This is a genomic window from Apilactobacillus kunkeei (assembly GCF_005930975.1).
GTDB classification, from domain to species: Bacteria; Bacillota; Bacilli; order Lactobacillales; family Lactobacillaceae; genus Apilactobacillus; species Apilactobacillus kunkeei_E.
In genome coordinates, this window is record NZ_VBSE01000035.1 from 1 (window position 1) to 17340 (window position 17340).

The 17340-nt window shown below is 27.6% G+C and carries 13 protein-coding genes; all 13 read right to left on the minus strand.

Annotation, left to right across the window (positions count from 1 at the left end; genetic code table 11):
• Positions 1 to 113: 113 nt before the first annotated feature.
• The 13 genes from FD688_RS01635 to FD688_RS01695 all read right to left on the minus strand — a co-directional run bounded on the left by FD688_RS01635 (position 114) and on the right by FD688_RS01695 (position 17212).
• A complete protein-coding gene (locus FD688_RS01635) occupies positions 114 to 2930 on the minus strand; it encodes a KxYKxGKxW signal peptide domain-containing protein (protein ID WP_138741547.1) in 2817 nt (938 codons plus the stop codon).
• Positions 2931 to 3234: 304 nt separating this feature from the next.
• The gene (locus FD688_RS01640; protein ID WP_138741548.1) at positions 3235 to 4446 is read right to left on the minus strand and encodes an MFS transporter; all 1212 of its coding nucleotides are present in this window, start codon (positions 4444 to 4446) and stop codon (positions 3235 to 3237) included.
• A gap of 45 nt (positions 4447 to 4491) precedes the next feature.
• The gene (locus FD688_RS01645; protein WP_138741549.1) at positions 4492 to 5925 is read right to left on the minus strand and encodes an oligosaccharide flippase family protein; all 1434 of its coding nucleotides are present in this window, start codon (positions 5923 to 5925) and stop codon (positions 4492 to 4494) included.
• Positions 5926 to 5948: 23 nt separating this feature from the next.
• Positions 5949 to 6881 (minus strand): GT-D fold domain-containing glycosyltransferase, encoded by a 933-nt coding sequence (locus FD688_RS01650; protein WP_138741550.1) that lies wholly within the window; start codon positions 6879 to 6881, stop codon positions 5949 to 5951.
• Between the two features lie 420 nt (positions 6882 to 7301).
• Entirely contained in the window at positions 7302 to 8216 is a 915-nt protein-coding gene (locus FD688_RS01655; RefSeq protein WP_138741551.1) for a capsular polysaccharide synthesis protein, read from the minus strand.
• Positions 8213 to 10090 (minus strand): HAD-IA family hydrolase, encoded by a 1878-nt coding sequence (locus tag FD688_RS01660; RefSeq protein ID WP_138741552.1) that lies wholly within the window; start codon positions 10088 to 10090, stop codon positions 8213 to 8215. Before FD688_RS01660 ends, FD688_RS01655 begins: the two co-directional genes overlap by 4 nt.
• Positions 10091 to 11386 (minus strand): O-antigen polymerase, encoded by a 1296-nt coding sequence (locus tag FD688_RS01665; RefSeq protein WP_190242867.1) that lies wholly within the window; start codon positions 11384 to 11386, stop codon positions 10091 to 10093. It abuts the gene before it with no gap.
• A gap of 37 nt (positions 11387 to 11423) precedes the next feature.
• Positions 11424 to 12200, minus strand: coding sequence for a glycosyltransferase (locus tag FD688_RS01670; protein WP_190242868.1), 777 nt, complete (start codon positions 12198 to 12200; stop codon positions 11424 to 11426).
• A 25-nt stretch (positions 12201 to 12225) separates the two neighbouring features.
• Positions 12226 to 13341 carry a glycosyltransferase gene (locus FD688_RS01675; protein WP_190242869.1) on the minus strand — a complete coding sequence of 372 codons (1116 nt, stop codon included), beginning with the start codon at positions 13339 to 13341 and terminating at the stop codon, positions 12226 to 12228.
• A 71-nt stretch (positions 13342 to 13412) separates the two neighbouring features.
• Positions 13413 to 14198: a tyrosine-protein phosphatase gene (locus FD688_RS01680; RefSeq protein WP_138741556.1), complete on the minus strand. Its 786-nt coding sequence runs from the start codon at positions 14196 to 14198 to the stop codon at positions 13413 to 13415.
• 12 nt (positions 14199 to 14210) lie between these two features.
• Positions 14211 to 14927 (minus strand): CpsD/CapB family tyrosine-protein kinase, encoded by a 717-nt coding sequence (locus FD688_RS01685; RefSeq protein WP_138741557.1) that lies wholly within the window; start codon positions 14925 to 14927, stop codon positions 14211 to 14213.
• A gap of 16 nt (positions 14928 to 14943) precedes the next feature.
• A complete protein-coding gene (locus FD688_RS01690) occupies positions 14944 to 15660 on the minus strand; it encodes a YveK family protein (RefSeq protein ID WP_138741558.1) in 717 nt (238 codons plus the stop codon).
• A 196-nt stretch (positions 15661 to 15856) separates the two neighbouring features.
• Positions 15857 to 17212, minus strand: coding sequence for a glycosyltransferase family 39 protein (locus FD688_RS01695; protein ID WP_138741559.1), 1356 nt, complete (start codon positions 17210 to 17212; stop codon positions 15857 to 15859).
• Positions 17213 to 17340 lie beyond the last annotated feature (128 nt).

Below are 17340 nucleotides of genomic sequence, written 5' to 3' on the forward strand. Positions count from 1 at the left end.
GCAGCTAATTTTAATTCTTTAGAAAACATAAAAGAACCCCTTAGGTTAGATTTCTCCAACTCAAGGGGTTCAGTTCAGACCTCTAAGGGTCTCTTTTTTATTTATAAAACGTATTATTTAAAAACTGTGTAGTTCTTAGTGATGTAACTTTCTGCATTTTTAATTGAATTTTTCAAATTCTTAACGCGCTTAACCAACTTATCGTAATTAGAACGATTCTTTCTTGTATTATGCTTCTTAACGGCCTTTTTAGCTTTAGAAACATTTGACTCAGTAGTCTTTAATGACTTTTGATTACGATTAATTGTAGAAATAGCTTTTGAATACTTAACAATCAATCCTTCTTTATACAATAATTTTGAATATGATTTTTTATTCGCTTTTGACTGCTTTAGTAACTTATTGTATTGCGCAAATAGTTTCTTAGCTTCCTTCTTGCTATGATGTTTCTTCATAGCTTTTCTCAACTTAGTCAATTGAGAATTATCAGAGCGAACCTTTTGTTTGGCTTTTTTAGCCTTACTTCTCGTATCTTTAAGAGCAGATGATGAATTCTTGCCTACCATCTTAATAAATAATTCATACTTACTTTGTGAGTTCTTATAATTATTTAAAGCTTTATTGTAAGCATTAACGTTAGCACGTGAATGCTTTTTGTTCATTTTACGTTTTGCTTTATCTAATTCGTTTGTTGCTTTAGAGTATGATAATTTTGCCTGATTTAACCTTGATGCATTACGATTTGCAACTGAATTTGCATCAGTCTTCAATGAACTAGTTTCATTATTCCAGTACGCCGCATTGGATAAGTAGTAATTAGCCATTGCTAAGTAGATATTGGCAGTGGCATCATTATTCATCCCTGCAGCTTTATTAATGTAGTTCAGAGCATTCTTTAGGTTTCTGTTAGCATAGTAAATGGATGAAAGTTGAGATGCTTCAGAGCCAAAACGAGTCTTTAGATTGTTTAATGTGTTTTGAACACTTGAGTATAAGCCACTTACGTAATTACTATCTACAGATCCGGTAAATGAATAAACATTAACACTTCCAGGTTTGTCAGTCATTAATGAATATGCCTGATTAGACTTTTCATTAGCAATATCTTCTAAAGTAAACATTTTTTTGATTTGTGGAAGATAAATTTCTACTGAAGAATTATCAACATATAAAATTACTCGTTTAATCTTAACGTTATTTAATGATGTTGAAAGTGTTACATTCATTCCTTTAACAACATTTTTATCTTCTTTTCTAGTAACAGTCATCTTATTATTAGAAAATGAAATTGTTATTTTATTATGAGAGTTCCTAACTAGATATACATTTTTCTTATTCCCATCTGCATAATCAATTTCAACTTTTTTGGAAGATTGCACCTTAATAACATCTTTTGTAGATTTAACTTTGTTTTTTGAATCTAACTTACTTTGCCCTGGTTCAACGGGAATTGATGTAATTTCCTTGCCATTGTATTGAAGAGCTCTTGACATTGTAAACGATCCTGCATGCAAAACACCTGGGAAAGTACTTTCATTCCAAATGCTTGGGGTATAAATCCAATCTCCTAACCACCCAATATTTGCCACGGTATCGTTATCAACTTTTACGTAGTTACCAGCGTAGAAATCAGAACCATCATCTAGATTTTTAATAGCACCCGTTCGTTTAAAAATACCATTATTATCAATATATCCAGTGACATATTTTGTAAATCCTAACTTATTAGAAATACTTGGTTGGGCACTATAAATCATCACAGTTTGACCACTAATTGTTTGAATATTAGGGGTCTCAACTAATCCATCAAGTTGAACGTCATCTTTTATATTATGTTTCCAATTAACACCATCAGAACTAGTTAAAGTAAACATTTTATGGTTAAGACCACCTGCAACGTACATGATTAATTGTTTTCCATTATTTGTAACATATGGGTCTCTAAAATCAGTACTGGGTTGTTTACCTACAATACTTGAAGAAACTACGTATTCACTACTGTAAGGGTGAAATTGGGAATCTTTATTTTTATATGCTAAGAATATTCCATTTTGGGTACCATTGTTTCCAAAAGTTGAAAAATAAGCTAATTCTGCATCACTGTCAATTAAATTACCCCATTCATCTTTTGTAAATAATGGTTTATTGTTAATTGCATTGTTACTAATAACTGTTCCTGTAGCAACATATTCCCATGGAATACCATTCTTGTTATTATCAGCAACTTCTACAGAGTTACCTTTTTCATCCTTATAGGCTGCATCAGGAATAGCAACATTATCTTTTGAAGTAGGATTATCTGGATTTGAGATTGGAGTGAAGTTAACAAAATCAGTAGTCTTCAAACCATACCAGTGACTTGAGTAATTAAAGTTATTTGGATATTGAGTTCCTAAATAATATACTTCCCAGTACTTCACCTTACCATTCTCATCCAATTTTGGAACGATACTTTGGATATCATTGGAGAAACCTTGTGGATTGTTATAATGGAAGTTTTGATTGAACTTCGGATTAAAAGTAGGGGCATAGTTAAAATCATATTTAGGATCACTAGAATTATTTACAACGCTACTTGCAGAGTTGGAACTATTAGCTGGTTGAGCAACGTTTACGGAATTTGAAGTAACATTTGATTGATTAGATGTATTCACAGAAACGTTAACTTGTTGATTTGAAGTTGAAGTACTATGTGCACTACTACTTTGTTGACTAGCTGGTGAAACAGTATTTGCGGCATTGCTTTGTTGTTCGTGCTTATCATTATTGTCAGCCTTCATAATCGTAACGCTTGGTGAGTCAGTACTGGCTGCTTTAACATTTAAGTTACTACTCCATGCAGCTAAACCTAGTGAAATAGTACTAATTGCAACAGTTACCCAAAGCTTACCTGATTTATACATCTTGTAATGTACCTTTTTATTTTCCATTATTAAAACTACTCCTATTCGATTTTTTAATAAAACATTAATTATAATATTCTTCTAACATAGTTAATTTACATATCTTGTATATAAATATTAATAAAAATTATAAACATCTTTTATCCCTATAAATCCCTCTTATAGAACAAAAAAACATTTGCTAATTACATTTTCATAATAGATACATTATATAATATCATCAAAACGTAATCAACGTGGCTATTATTTTTATAAAGATTTAATATTTTCAAAACGATATCTGTAAAAAAAAGACCTCTAAGGGTCTTTTTTTAATGTTTTTATTATTAAATTATCCGTTGGAATGTCTTAGTTCTGGAACTTTAATTTCAACAAGGATAAATGTAAGTAATACTATGAATGCACTGACATAAAATACTACATTGTAATCCCAAATAGATGAAATAATACTTCCCATTAATGATCCAATACAAATACCAATAGCTTGAGCTCCTTGATTTAAGCTGAAGGCCATTCCAGTTGATTCAGAGGGTGTCCCCTTCGCCAACAAAGTTTGAACAGACGGAAAAATGGCTGCATTGGAAACACCTGTCAAAAATCTAAACACTCCAAAGAATAATACAGTTGGTGCAAATCCTTGTGGGAAAATGAATAAAATAGCAAGAATAAATCCAACAGTTAATACTTTGTTGGTACCATACTTGTCACCTATTCTTCCAAACCAAGGTGAAACTAACACCATTCCAATACCTGGCATTGCCGCAACAATACCAGATACCACAGAAACACCACCAGCATTATGCATCAATTCTTTAACATACAAAGTGATTAAAGGATTGATAGAGTTATTCATAATTTGAAGTGCAATTGAGATAATTAATATCCATACAACGAAATGTGTATTAGGAAAACGTTTGATGATTTTTATAAACGATTCTTTCTTCTCTTTCAATCTGGCTGGATCTGGCTTAAAATGTTCTTCTACAAAAAAATAGGTCAATAAGAAAAACGAGAAAAGCAAAAGACCTGTTACCATAAAAGAAACCCGAATGCTTAGTACTCTAACTAACAATCCCCCAAAAATAGGTCCCACTAGGAACCCGCTTGTATATCCAGTAGATAGCCAACTTAATGCATATCCGGTCTTATTTCTTGGTGTACTAGTAGCAACAAGAGCAATTGAGTTAGGAATAACTCCATCAAAAAATCCTTGTAAACATTTTAGAATTAGTAACTCCCATACGTTTGTACAAAAGGACATTAGGAAAAGTGTTACTGCAGATCCAAAAGATGTTTGTAACACCATTCTCTTTCTACCATGCCTATCAGCAAATCTTCCCCACATTGCTGAAGTGAATATCACAACTACAAAAGATGAAGCATACACAATTCCGCTCCATAATGATAATTCGCTCTTGCTGAAAGTACCTAATTCAGAAATATATAATGGTTGAAATGGAATAACTTCACTGAAAGCAATTCCAGTTAGAAATGTTCCAAATAATAGAATCCAAAGATTCTTTTTCCAATAGGAATTATTCAAATTACTCTCTCCCTCAACTAATTAGTGAAAATAATATTTTATAGATTAATATATATGAATTAAATTAATAAACGATTTCAGCAACTTTAATACTATTTTATGATAAAAAAGCATCGTAATGATTATATAAAGTAAAATATATATATACATTCCAATATAATAATTAAATAAATGGTTTATGAATATGAATAAAAATGACATTAAAGTAACATATATTAGATTATTTATAATTTTTACTTTTATCAATATCTTAGTATATAATTCAAGAGATAAATACCAAGTTAATAACAGAGGTATAGATAGCAAAGCTATAATAAAAATATTTTTAAATAAAAGGTAAAAAATATAATATATAAGATAGTCAAACCCTAAATTAATCAGTGATATTGTACAAAAAGATTTCATTTTTTTTAAAAGTATATAATTATTAAAGAAATAAGATTGTATAATACAAGTAATGCCAACTCCTGGAAATACAATACTTAAATATTTAGCAGATTCAGTATAACTAGCCAAATAATTATTTACGATAAATCTTATAGGGTAATATGAAATTATAATACAAAAAATCAATAAACAAATAACTGATAAATTTACATCATATTTATCAATAATATTTTTTTCCCCAGCTTTTTTCATATATGGTAAGAATATAGAAGTTAAGGCACCAAATACCGTTACTAATATAAATGCTAATGAATATGAAAAAGCATATGTTGAATAATCTGATACACTAAAAAAAGTTGATATAAATTGATTATCAGCATTAATAATAAACATTATAACCTGATATGAAAACATCACGGCAAATCCCGTTTTGAAAAGATCCATTATTTCATATTTTTCATCTTTTATTGATTTTCTATTTCCAAAAACGATGGTTTTATAGGTAAACACATACCAAATTAAAACAATTAATACCGTTAAACACATAAACACTAAATAATATATGACATTTACTTTATATATATCAAACTTATAGGTTACATATGCAAATGCCAAATATGCAAAAGTTATATAGGATTGCAATCTAGTTGTAGCGGCAAGCTCACTAAATTTCATTATGCATTTAGAAAAAAATTGAAAGTAGGTAAGCATATTCAACAATAAAGAGTATATAGAAACTGCGATAAAAATTTTCTTATAAGGTAACCCAACTGGTATTATTAAGGAGATCATTATCATCATTAAAGATAATATAGATTCAAAGAGAAAAAAGAATTTTGTATAGCTCCTAAATTTTTCAACTGAAATATCTTCAAGATTTTTACCGGCATATTTAATTAAAATTCCATCAACAAATCCCATATGTAAGAGTGGAACATAGGTTATATACAAGGTAAATATTTTATAATATCCATATTGATCATGTCCTAATATAACTGGTGTTACAAAGGCAGATAAAAAACTTATTAATAAAGTTAGCATATTGCTTAATATCATGTTAATAGCATTTTTTAAAAAAATATTATTATTCATAATTTACCCTCTTTACCACTTAATCATCTAATTCTTGCAATGATAGTTTTATCAAATTCATTATCATTAATTTCAGATGCCGAGTGACCATCTTTTACCTCATTTACATATCTATCAGGTAAATTAATTCTTTCTTTTGCTCCTAATAAATACCACTCATATTCAACATCAATATGTCCAATATCTATAGCTCTATATCCCGACTTAAATATATCATACGATAAAACCGTTGCAGTAGGTCCTAGTGCAATTAACGATATATAGTCCTCATTTTCACTTAAGAAGGTTAACGCTTTGTTTAAGATAATATCATAATAATTAAAAGCGTTTTTTGGGGGACACTCTATTCTTTTTACATTCTTAGCATTATTAAAAAGATCATTCTTATACCCTAGCCTTGTTTCTTCTCCCTCTATAATAAGTATATTTTTATTTTCCCATATTTTTTTAATTATGTTGAATGTTTTATCAGCTTCTTTACTTGTTAAAAAATCTATATATGGTCTAGTAACACTTGCATTGAAATATATATTTTTTTCGTCAAGTATATTGTCTATTCTAACCATATTTTTAAGGATATACATAGTCCAAAATTTTTTAGGAACAGAAGTCAACCCATCCAAGCTTTTAAATTGATTTGGAACTCCAATCAAGAAATCATCATCATTAGAATTTAAAACCCTTATTAATTCTTGGGATAATCGATCTGATACATCTTGAAAGTCAGATAGATTATTATGTTTTTTATAAATCCACGCTATTTCTCCATCTCCAAATCTACCAATAGACTTTTCGGTGGAAGCTAATGTTTCTGCTGTTTCCTCAATACTTTTAATATCATATTTCCCTAAAAAATTTTTTAATTTATCGATACGAAACTTGATTAGAATGTGACTATAATACATAACCCTAATATATCTTAGTAACTTTATTAATTTTAAAAATCTTTTTTCCATAAATATCTCCTATTTGTATAAATATATCTATAAATAAAAATATTATAAAATATAATTTCACTTGCAATAGTTAATTGTAAAGATTGCAGTTGTCTAAAATACAAATTCTGTAAACCAATTAAAATATTCAAATGCTAAATATACACTCATAATAAACAAAATAATTTATCTATTTTAATTTCCAATAAATCTAAGATTTTCTTCAAGTTTCTAAATATATTTCCTATGTTATTCCGAAACATGCTAAACCAACATGTGATGAATAAAATACAAAAAATTGCCAATAGAAAAATAAAGCATACCAATAAATTCGGAAAGAATTAATGAGATTATTACATAAAAAAACAAAAAAAAAAATTGAGAAACGAATGTAAATAAAATGTTTTTCTTAATTTTTACTGTTCATAGTTAAATTAAGCATTAATATCTATTCAATTTTTTAAAGTTAATTTTATTATCACAGGAAATCAAAAAATCATAGAAAGTTCCGTTCCCCTTTTTAAATTTTTTCTTGTAAGTCAACTTAAAAAAATCTGTATCTTTTATTAACTTGTTATAATTTTCCTTATCGAAAATAGAATTAAGTAAATTACTCAATTCAAATAATTTTGGATTATTATTAATAGCCTCATTATCAACATATGTTGATAATCCACCTATATTCCTTTCATAAGCATACATAAGAGCATAATCTATTAAAAAGTAATTTATTAAATGCAAATTTTCACTCCAATATACCTTAAAGAACTCGTCCATAAACTGGAATGTAGGATCATTTTTACGACCTCCTATAAGGAACCCCGTCCATTTTCCTTTCATAAAATATGGATAAGAATCTTCCTTTCCCTTGGATGTATAAAAAGTAGAAAACATTGAATGTTCAAATTTTTTAGTACATAGAATAGTTGAATCAATCCATAACCCACCATAATTTTTTAAAATATTAAATCTTACTATATCAGAAAAATGAGTTTTAGTAATGTAACCACTTTCTAATTTGTCATAAATATCATCTGATATGTCAGTGTATTTTTTTACGTTATATTTGTTAACTAAAACAACCTTCCCGTCATAGTTATTAATAACAGAATTTACGCAAGCTTTAACTATTTCCGGGGCGTTATCAAATCCCTGCCACCATAAAACCCAAACTATCTTTCCACTAATCTCATCCGCTTCATGTAAATTATGCTCAGCTATTTTAAAATATGAAATAAGTCTTTTTCGAATCTTTTTATACATAAAAGACTCTACTTTTCTTGACAGTAACGTATTTAATTTTGACAAAGCCTTCTCTAAAAAAAATAGAAAATGGTAAAACCTGTATTTATTCAAATCTTTCTCCTCTTTTTTAATTTCCAATTCACATAACAATCTGAAAATGGGATTTTAATACCTATTATTTCGTAAATAAACCCTGAAAACCAAGAGCTTTGAAGGTCATCATTGAATACTCTGGGGTGAATTAAATAATACCAAAAATTTCTATAATGCAAAAATTCATTACGAATGTCATTTTTTTTGTGAATACTTGAAAACATATTAATATCTTTTTTCCTAGGTCGTAACCCAAAATGAATTAACCTAGATGATCCCTCTTCTGAACTAATGTCTATATAATCAAAAAGAGATGATGTCTTATAATCTTTTACAAAAGCTAATGCACCCTCATGAATTTTACTTAAGCATGAAAAAGAAAGCGTTTCTGATTCATATTCTTTATTTTTATATAAAGGTAAAATAACGCCATTACTATCTATAAATTTTATTAATGATCCTTTGTCATATCTACTAAATAACATTTCAAGTATCCCAATAAACGTTCTAATCTCATATTGTCTTTTTAAATTAATATTTTGATCAAAAAGGAACCCTTTCATTTTTTGTGCTCCACTGTATGGTGTCTCATCATTCACACCCAGATAGTAACCGTTTATTTTCTTTTCTACAATGGATTGCAATGCATTCTGCATATTTCCAAACCATCCTATATCAACAATCGCACTGTTTTCATCCACTTTGTTTCTATATAAATAATCTTTCATTAATGCATTTTCTTTTTTAGAATTTTTTTTAGCAAAGTTAAATAAATCAATTATATAATTTCTTTCCAAATCTTTAGATAAAATTTCATCTATGTCTTTGTATTTTTTATTCATATCCAAATCTTCCGGTATTGGAATACTATCATTAATAGATATACCCATTTTATGTGCAACATATGGGATCGTTATATAATTACTAGTAAAAGTATGGTCAAAAAAACTTTTAACATTTTTATATTTAAACAAACTTGGAATTGTATAAGCCCTTCTAGATGCAAGCAAATATTGAATTTTTCTATCCGAATATAATATCTCGTAAGCATCTTTCATTATTTTTCCATCTCTAGCAAGAAAAAATAGTTTACCAACACCATTCTTTTCTATTTCACCATTTAACCATTTTGAAAATGATAAAAGTAATGGTCCTAAACATTCATACCCAAAATCATGATAATAATCCCCATTCAAGCCATTATTTATAAAATTGGAGATAATGTCATTATCTTTCCTACTAGAGAATGATAATTTATAATTATCTTTTTTTATGTAAAATGGATTGATTTTATTTTTTTTTGCATTTAAAATATCCGATTTGAAATTATCACCAATGTGAAGTTTCTTTTCATTAGGGAATTCCTTGTTAATTAACTCAAAAAGTTGTCCACTTGATTTAGTTAATTGCATATCACTAGATAAAAATAATTTGTCATAATTTTTAAATCCGTTACTTTTAAGAATGTTTTCTATAGTTTTTTTGGGAAGATACATATCAGACGTTATTATGACTTTTTTATTTAAATAAATTGATAAATCATAATATTTTTTTAAATCAACATTCCTCTTACAAAATTTTTCTTCAAATTCACATTCTAATTTTATTAATCTTTCTTTTTCTTCACTATTAAAACCTTCAATATTTTCATAAATATCTTCTATTGTAATTTCATTTCTACTAGATTTTTGTCTAGCTACATTTTCAGCATTTACTCTAACTTTTCTGAAGTTACTATTTCTTTCGAAAGGTTTATTTAAAAACTTGCTTATTACAAAATCAAAAGTATCATGTGGATTTGGTACATCTCTTTTTATAAGAGTGTCGAAGATATCAAAAGAAATAACATTGTTCTTATTTATATAGTCATTTAGTTTTGAAATTTTTTTCATTTATTCCCCTCTATTTTGTACTTTATAATCCAAAAACCTAGCTATTAAAAATATTAATAAAAGATTCTCATATAGACCAACAGATAAAAGATTCCATACAATGTTTTCTGAGTAGGGAGAAAAAACAAGGGTATATGTAATATAAAAATAACATATTACAGAAACTTTTATTCCACTAAGTTTAATTGATTTAACTTTTTCAAACATATACCCAAATATGGCTCCAAATATTGAAGACATTATCATAACTCCTTCGTATCCAAAATCATAAAAATATGATAATAAACATGAATATACATTTCCTATTCCTATTCCATTAACGTAACCATATGGATAAGATCTGTTATATGAAAAATCAAGTACTCCTATTTTTTTTAAAAGATTGTATACATTAGCAAAAGTTTGATAGCCTGGTGCATTACTATTCAATATAAATGGATTTCTTATATAATTATCAAATAGGGAAATACCTCCCCCATAATAGTAAACAAACGATAATTGATTATATTGACCACGTCCTATTATAGTTCCCAAATATTGAAACACGTAAAAAACTAATACTAATATAAAAGAAGTTATAAAAAAAGATTTACCTAATTTACCATTATGATAATATTCAAAATGTATATATAACACCAACGAAAATAGTATGATACTTACATCTGTGAATCTTGATGAACTCATTATAGGTAATGGCAAACTGGCAACAGAAGATAAAAAAAGTATAAAGTTTCTTTTTTTATCTTTCTTTTTTGAAAAAATATTATTTATAAATACATAAATAGACACATAAGATATCATTACCGACACATTAGACAGCATACTAACCCATGATGGAAATGGGCTTTTTTCTGACAAACTATATCCTCTATAAACTGATAGATTATCAGATGTAAAGCTACCGATATATTTGTGAAATTCATAAGCAAATATTATTAGTGCTAACAACTGTATACATAAAAGAAAAATGATTTTCCAATATTTTAAATCCAAATGATAAATTTTTTTATTCTTTGAATAACTTTTATTTGGAATGTAATTATTAAAAAGATCACTCTTCACAATAATTGATGAAACCCATGAGAATATTAAAAATAATGAAACGAATATAACAATAATCCACATTGTTTCATTTGTTATATCACTATTTAAAACATTCATAATAATAGTGTTACAAATAGCTGCAACTAAGAAACTCAATATAAGTATATTTGATGGAAAAATTATATTCCTATTAACTATTAGTGAAACTAAGAATATACAAAAGAGTAAAAAGGTTAATTCTAAAGATATCAATATTAGTGCTCCTCACTATTAGTATTAAGATTTTGAATTATTTTTTATATTTTATATAGTTAATTAATGTCCTCATTCTTGTTGGAATTAAAAACTTAATTAATGGATATACAATAAATAGATAATAACCATAAGATAATTTAAAGTCGTGAAAATACTCATTTAATAAATTAAATGCATGTATTCTATCAACCCATCTTATATTTTTTATGGAATTTATATCTTTTGTATAAACTAATAAAGGTTCCTGAATATTTTGTCCAACGCAACCATTTTTATATAGTCTTAACCACAATTCATAATCTTCGACCCTAAGATGTTTTTTAGATTCAGAATACCCTCCGTATTTTTTAATAATAGAGGACTTAATTAATATACTAGGATGACAAAAGACACATGATTTTATTAAATCTATCTTTGTCGGCTTCTCTGGATAAACTTTTTGTCCATATACTCCCAATTCATTTGAAAAAAAGTCAATGTTAGAACCAACAAAATCTGCCCCGGACAATTTCATATATTCTAATTCTTTTTCAAGTCTATTGCTACATGAGTAGTCATCATCGTCCATTCTCGCTATATATTCTCCAGACGATTCTTTTATGCACTTATTAAGTGATTTTTGTAATCCAATATTTTTTTTATTAATTATAATCTTTATTCTACTATCTATCTCAGAGTATCTCTTAATAATATTTAAAGTATCATCATCAGAATGATCATCACAAATGATAAATTCAAAATCTTTTAAAGATTGATTTAAAATAGATTCAATTGCTCTTTTTATTTTTTTTCCCCTATTATGGGTTGACATTATGACTGATATCATCAAACTACCCCTATTTTTTTAGTAAGTTTTCATACAAATTATTATGCAGACTAATATTCTTTTCTATTTTGAAATCTCTTTCATATAATTTCCTTGAAAGTTCACCCATCTGTCTTCTGATTTCAGGATTACTGAAAAGATAATTTAATGCTATATCAATATCAGAAACCGTATTATTAATACAGCATCCATTAGAGAAATCTTCGTAAAAGTTTTCAGGAACACCACAAGTATTAGTTGCTATTAAAGGTTTTGACATCGATAATCCTTCAATAAGGCTTATTGCAATAGCATCATAATTTGTAATCAATGCCACAACATCTGATTTAAAATAATATTCGTCTACGTTATTCACCATTCCAGTGAATTCTATGAATTTCTCCATATTATGATTTTTTACGTACTCTTTGCACTCATTTAACTTTGGCCCATCACCAAGAAGGTATAATTTAAACTGATTTTTTTCACGGTATCTATTTATAAACTTTTCAAATCCCTTTATTAAGAGTAATTGATTTTTTTGTTCCCAAAACCTTGCTGACATTGTGACTGTAAAGGATCCATCTTTGGGGCGGATTTTGTTATGTGATAACCCAAAATCTCTAGATGCATTTTTAATTACAATAGCCTGATTATCTTTTTTAAATATACTATATTTATCCGCTATTTTTTTTTCATAATTTGAAACACAAATTATTGCATCGGTACAATATGATAAAATCTTTTCAATAATTATTGCCGGCCATTTATACTTTTTACTAGTACCAGGCTCAAATGCCCAACCATGTGCGTTATAAACAATTTTACTTTTCAAAAACAAAGATCCAATTCTACCTATTAATCCAGCCATTATACAATTCAAATGAATTATATTAGGTTTAAGATCTTTAACTAATTTTCTAAATTTAAAAATAGATTTTAGGATACTTAATGGTTTGATTTCTCTCTGCATCGTATCTAAAAAAATTATTTTCACTTCAGGTATATTTTTCTGTACATTGTTTGTAAGTTCACCTTGATTGCCTACTACTAAATAAACTTCGTTACCTAAGTTCACCTGTTCTTTAATAATAGGCATTAAATATGTGGCTACTCCACCCCAAACTCCAAGAGTGTTGACATACATTATTCTCATTTTTTCTATCCTAACTTGTAAGTTTTATTCAACTTATCATAATCCACAATATCTTAATGTCTTTAGAAGATATTTCTCAAAAAATCTGAAAATCTTTTTTTATTTTTAATTCTATCTATATCACCAATACTTACATTATCTCCATTCCAAATTAACTCAGAATTTCTTTTATATTCATTAACAACAGAACTACCATATTTATTTTCTAATCTTGAAAAAGCTTCATCCATCATAAAACGTCGTCCCTTTAAGTTATGAGCATCAGAAGAAAAAACAAATCCTAAATTTGCTTCAACAATTTCATCCGTAAATTTTTGAATTCTTTTTCCAAATCCACCTGTAAAGCTTGTAGCTGTTATTTGAGTTAAACACCCCTGCGATACCAAATCATATAGCATAGAAGGTTTTTTTTGAAAACCCATGTTTCTTTCAGGATGCACAATTATTGGTGTTATTCCTCTAAGTTTCAGCTCAAAAATTATATCATTAGAATATTTTGGAATACCGCCATGTGGAAATTCAAACATAATATATCTTTTTGTATTTTTATCTGGATATAGGATGTCATCATTCTCTATTTGATTTATTAATTCACCGTTAATATGAATTTCTTGTCCAGCTCTAAGCTCAATATCAATTCCATTATCAATGAATATTCTCTGCAAATTTTTGACAGCTGGGACAATGTCTTTTTTATGATTAACATATTCCCCATCCATATAATGAGGCGTCAAAAGAATTTTATTAATACCTTCCCTTTTTGCTTCTATGCCCATTTCTAATGCTTCAATAATTGTATTTGCGCCATCATCAACAAATGGAAGCATGTGGCAATGTAAGTCAATCATTTTATTTCCCACCTATTTTGAATAGTAATAATAATAATTATCAGTTAAATCATCCTCAGACATATTCATAACAGCACCAATAATGTTAGCGTTTATTTTCTTAAGCTGCTCAACTGCTAATTTTGTCCTCTTTTTTTCAGCAACTCCTTGTGGAACTACAAAAATTGTTCCATCAACTATTGTAGAAACAATGGAAGCATCAGTCATGGTATTGACTGGAGGAACATCAATAATGACTAAGTCATTTGGTTGATTATACTTATGAACAATATCTTCCAGTCTTCTATTGCCCAATAGTGTAGAAGCATTAGGAGGAATTGGTCCACTTGTTATCACATTTAAGTTATCAATAGTTGTGTACTTTATTGCATCCTCTATTTTAGAATGACCTGAGAGAATTGTAGATAAACCCTCTCTGTTACTCAAATTGAAAGTTTTATGTGCAGTTGGCTTTCTCATATCAGCATCCACTAAAATAACATTACGCCCTTGCTTAGCATATGTGACAGCCAAATTAGAACCAAACGTCGATTTTCCTTCGGAAGGATCACCAGAAGTAATCATTAGACTTTTTATATTATCGTTAACATTCGTAAAGGATATATTAGTCATTACAGTTCTAAATTGTTCAGCAATATCTGAAGTTGGATATAAATCTGACACTAAGTTCACGCCGTACTTAGTACTGTCATTATTTAATTTTTTTGCTTTATTCTTAGAAGTCTTCATAAATAGCTCCCCCTTTTCACTTTCTTTTTATTTGTTTTTTTATATTTTTCATATCAATATCACTTATTACACCAAGATCAACTAACCCCAACTCGTTTTCTATAAAACTTCTATCTTGGATTGTTTTATCATTGTGCTCCTTAAATAAAGATAAGAACATTCCGACAATTATCCCAACAATAAATCCAATTATCACACTCAAGCCTTTTTTTGGCGAGATTGCTTGATTAGATTCATGGGCTTTTGAAATAATAGAAACATTGTTAACATTCATAATATTCTTTATTTTATCTTTAAAAACCTTCGCCGTTTCATTTGCAATTCTAGCTGCATTTTTAGCATTGTGAGATATAACATTAATATTTATAACTTGAGAACTAGTATCAGTTGTAACGCTTAAAGAACTGTCTTTATAGTTACCATTTCCTACTTTTTTCCTTACTGAATCACCAACAGTTTGGCTATTTAGAACACTTTTATATGTATTCACTAACTGCAAATCAGTTGTTTGAACTTGTTGCTGTTCAGTAACCTGAGCATCTTTATCAAGTTTTTGATTAACAATAATCTCTGAACTAGCTTGGTATTTAGGTTTAACAACATAAAGAACGGCCACTGTAAAAATTCCTGTAAATATGATTGTTGTTGTTATAATTAATTTTAAATGTTTTATAAATATACGAATAGTCTTGCTGATTTCTTCTAAAGAACTCATGCTTCCCTTATTCTCCATAGCGTTGAACACCTTTCAATTTTATTATTTTTAATCTTAGTAATTATATCATCTATCCAATTCTAAAAAGGTTAATTATTAAAATATAAGTATAACTTAATTAATAATTCATTGTGTTGTTACTAGTGTAAAATTAGTCAAAACATACATATAAAAGTGAGACGTTATTGTCGTGCTTTTATATTACTTTATACAATTATTTAACATAAAAAACATTTTTTCTATGAACTGCATTTGGAACACCATTGTCAATATCTGCTCTTTTCTTATCATTTACAATAGTTTTCCTTCCTTCATGATGAATAAACATACTATATTGAACATCATAGTTCAACATAGAATGATTTATGTCATACGGCTTAATATAGTTCTTTACGTAACTGATATTAACATCTTTACCTTTTTGTTCAGATAGCATTCTGTCATTCTTATAAATCATTGCAGATATTGGAACAACTCTAACAACTTCATGTACAAAAGAAACTATTGAAAATGCAGGAATCCCAAAAACAAGAACAAAACAAATTATCTTGTTTGCTACCTTGTTGTTAATAATGATATCTTTTTTTGAAATTTTATTAAAACAGTAGGAATATGAAATTAACTCAATGATTATTAATGATGGATAAATATATCTAAATAAAAATATTGGATCTTTAATTAAAGAGTACAATGATGTTGTACCTAGAACAATTAAATTAGTGTATATAATGATTAACAAATCAACCTTCTTTGTATCACTTAATTCCCTATACAATTTAACACAAGGCCAGCAAAATAATATAATTAGACCCGCAGCAAATAAAGCTTCAAGAGCGAATTTATAAAATGGTTGACTATATGGTAGATCTCTAAATTGTTTTGTCATTCCATATAATACCCAAGGAACATATGATAGCATTACAAAGAATCCACATATAAGTATGTATATTGATTTCTTATATTCTTTACTTCTAAAGAAGACAATAAGATAAGATATCAATAATATTCCAACCATAAATGCTGAATAATAATGCGTATATGATGCACAAACAGCTGATATATAAGTCAAAATCAAGTTATTAATCCTATGAAATGTCTTAAATCTTAACAAATAATAAAACGTCATAGCTACAAACATAGACGCCATTGAATACATACGGATATTCATCAAAGTAGATAAATTCATATTATCTATTCCAATGACATTTGGAATAATTAGAAATAAAGCAAGAGAAAAGCCCCATTTTATTTTAATTTCAAAATAATTAATAATTTTCTTTATATATACAAAAGCTATCAATGAAGTTATTAGCGAAAATACTCTGGACAATATCATTTTTTGTATAAAGTCACCATGAAATGGTGATAAAAATACCTTTAAAAAAATATAGTATAGTGGTGGATGCACATCAATTGAATCCCAATATAATAAGTCTTTAAAATTATAATTAACTAAATTCAACGAAAAATTTTCATCTACTGAAAACCATAATTTCATGTAGGCAACAGATATTAAAATCAAAAAGCATATCGACAAACAATTAATATGCTTTTTTACAAATACCTTCACAGAAATCACTCCTAAAAATATAATTTTTAAAATATAATACACAAAATATTAGTCAAAGATGTAACAGGAAAACTAGAACAATATATGTATATATAAAGTCTTAAATAATTTCAATTTAATGATTGATC

Coding starts and splice junctions, on each gene's coding strand:
- FD688_RS01635 (WP_138741547.1), bottom strand. CDS start 2,930: ATGGAAAATAAAAAGGTACATTACAAGATGTATAAATCAGGTAAGCTT.
- FD688_RS01645 (WP_138741549.1), bottom strand. CDS start 5,925: ATGAATAATAATATTTTTTTAAAAAATGCTATTAACATGATATTAAGC.
- FD688_RS01650 (WP_138741550.1), bottom strand. CDS start 6,881: ATGGAAAAAAGATTTTTAAAATTAATAAAGTTACTAAGATATATTAGG.
- FD688_RS01660 (WP_138741552.1), bottom strand. CDS start 10,090: ATGAAAAAAATTTCAAAACTAAATGACTATATAAATAAGAACAATGTT.
- FD688_RS01670 (WP_190242868.1), bottom strand. CDS start 12,200: ATGTCAACCCATAATAGGGGAAAAAAAATAAAAAGAGCAATTGAATCT.
- FD688_RS01675 (WP_190242869.1), bottom strand. CDS start 13,341: ATGTATGTCAACACTCTTGGAGTTTGGGGTGGAGTAGCCACATATTTA.
- FD688_RS01680 (WP_138741556.1), bottom strand. CDS start 14,198: ATGATTGACTTACATTGCCACATGCTTCCATTTGTTGATGATGGCGCA.
- FD688_RS01685 (WP_138741557.1), bottom strand. CDS start 14,927: ATGAAGACTTCTAAGAATAAAGCAAAAAAATTAAATAATGACAGTACT.
- FD688_RS01690 (WP_138741558.1), bottom strand. CDS start 15,660: ATGGAGAATAAGGGAAGCATGAGTTCTTTAGAAGAAATCAGCAAGACT.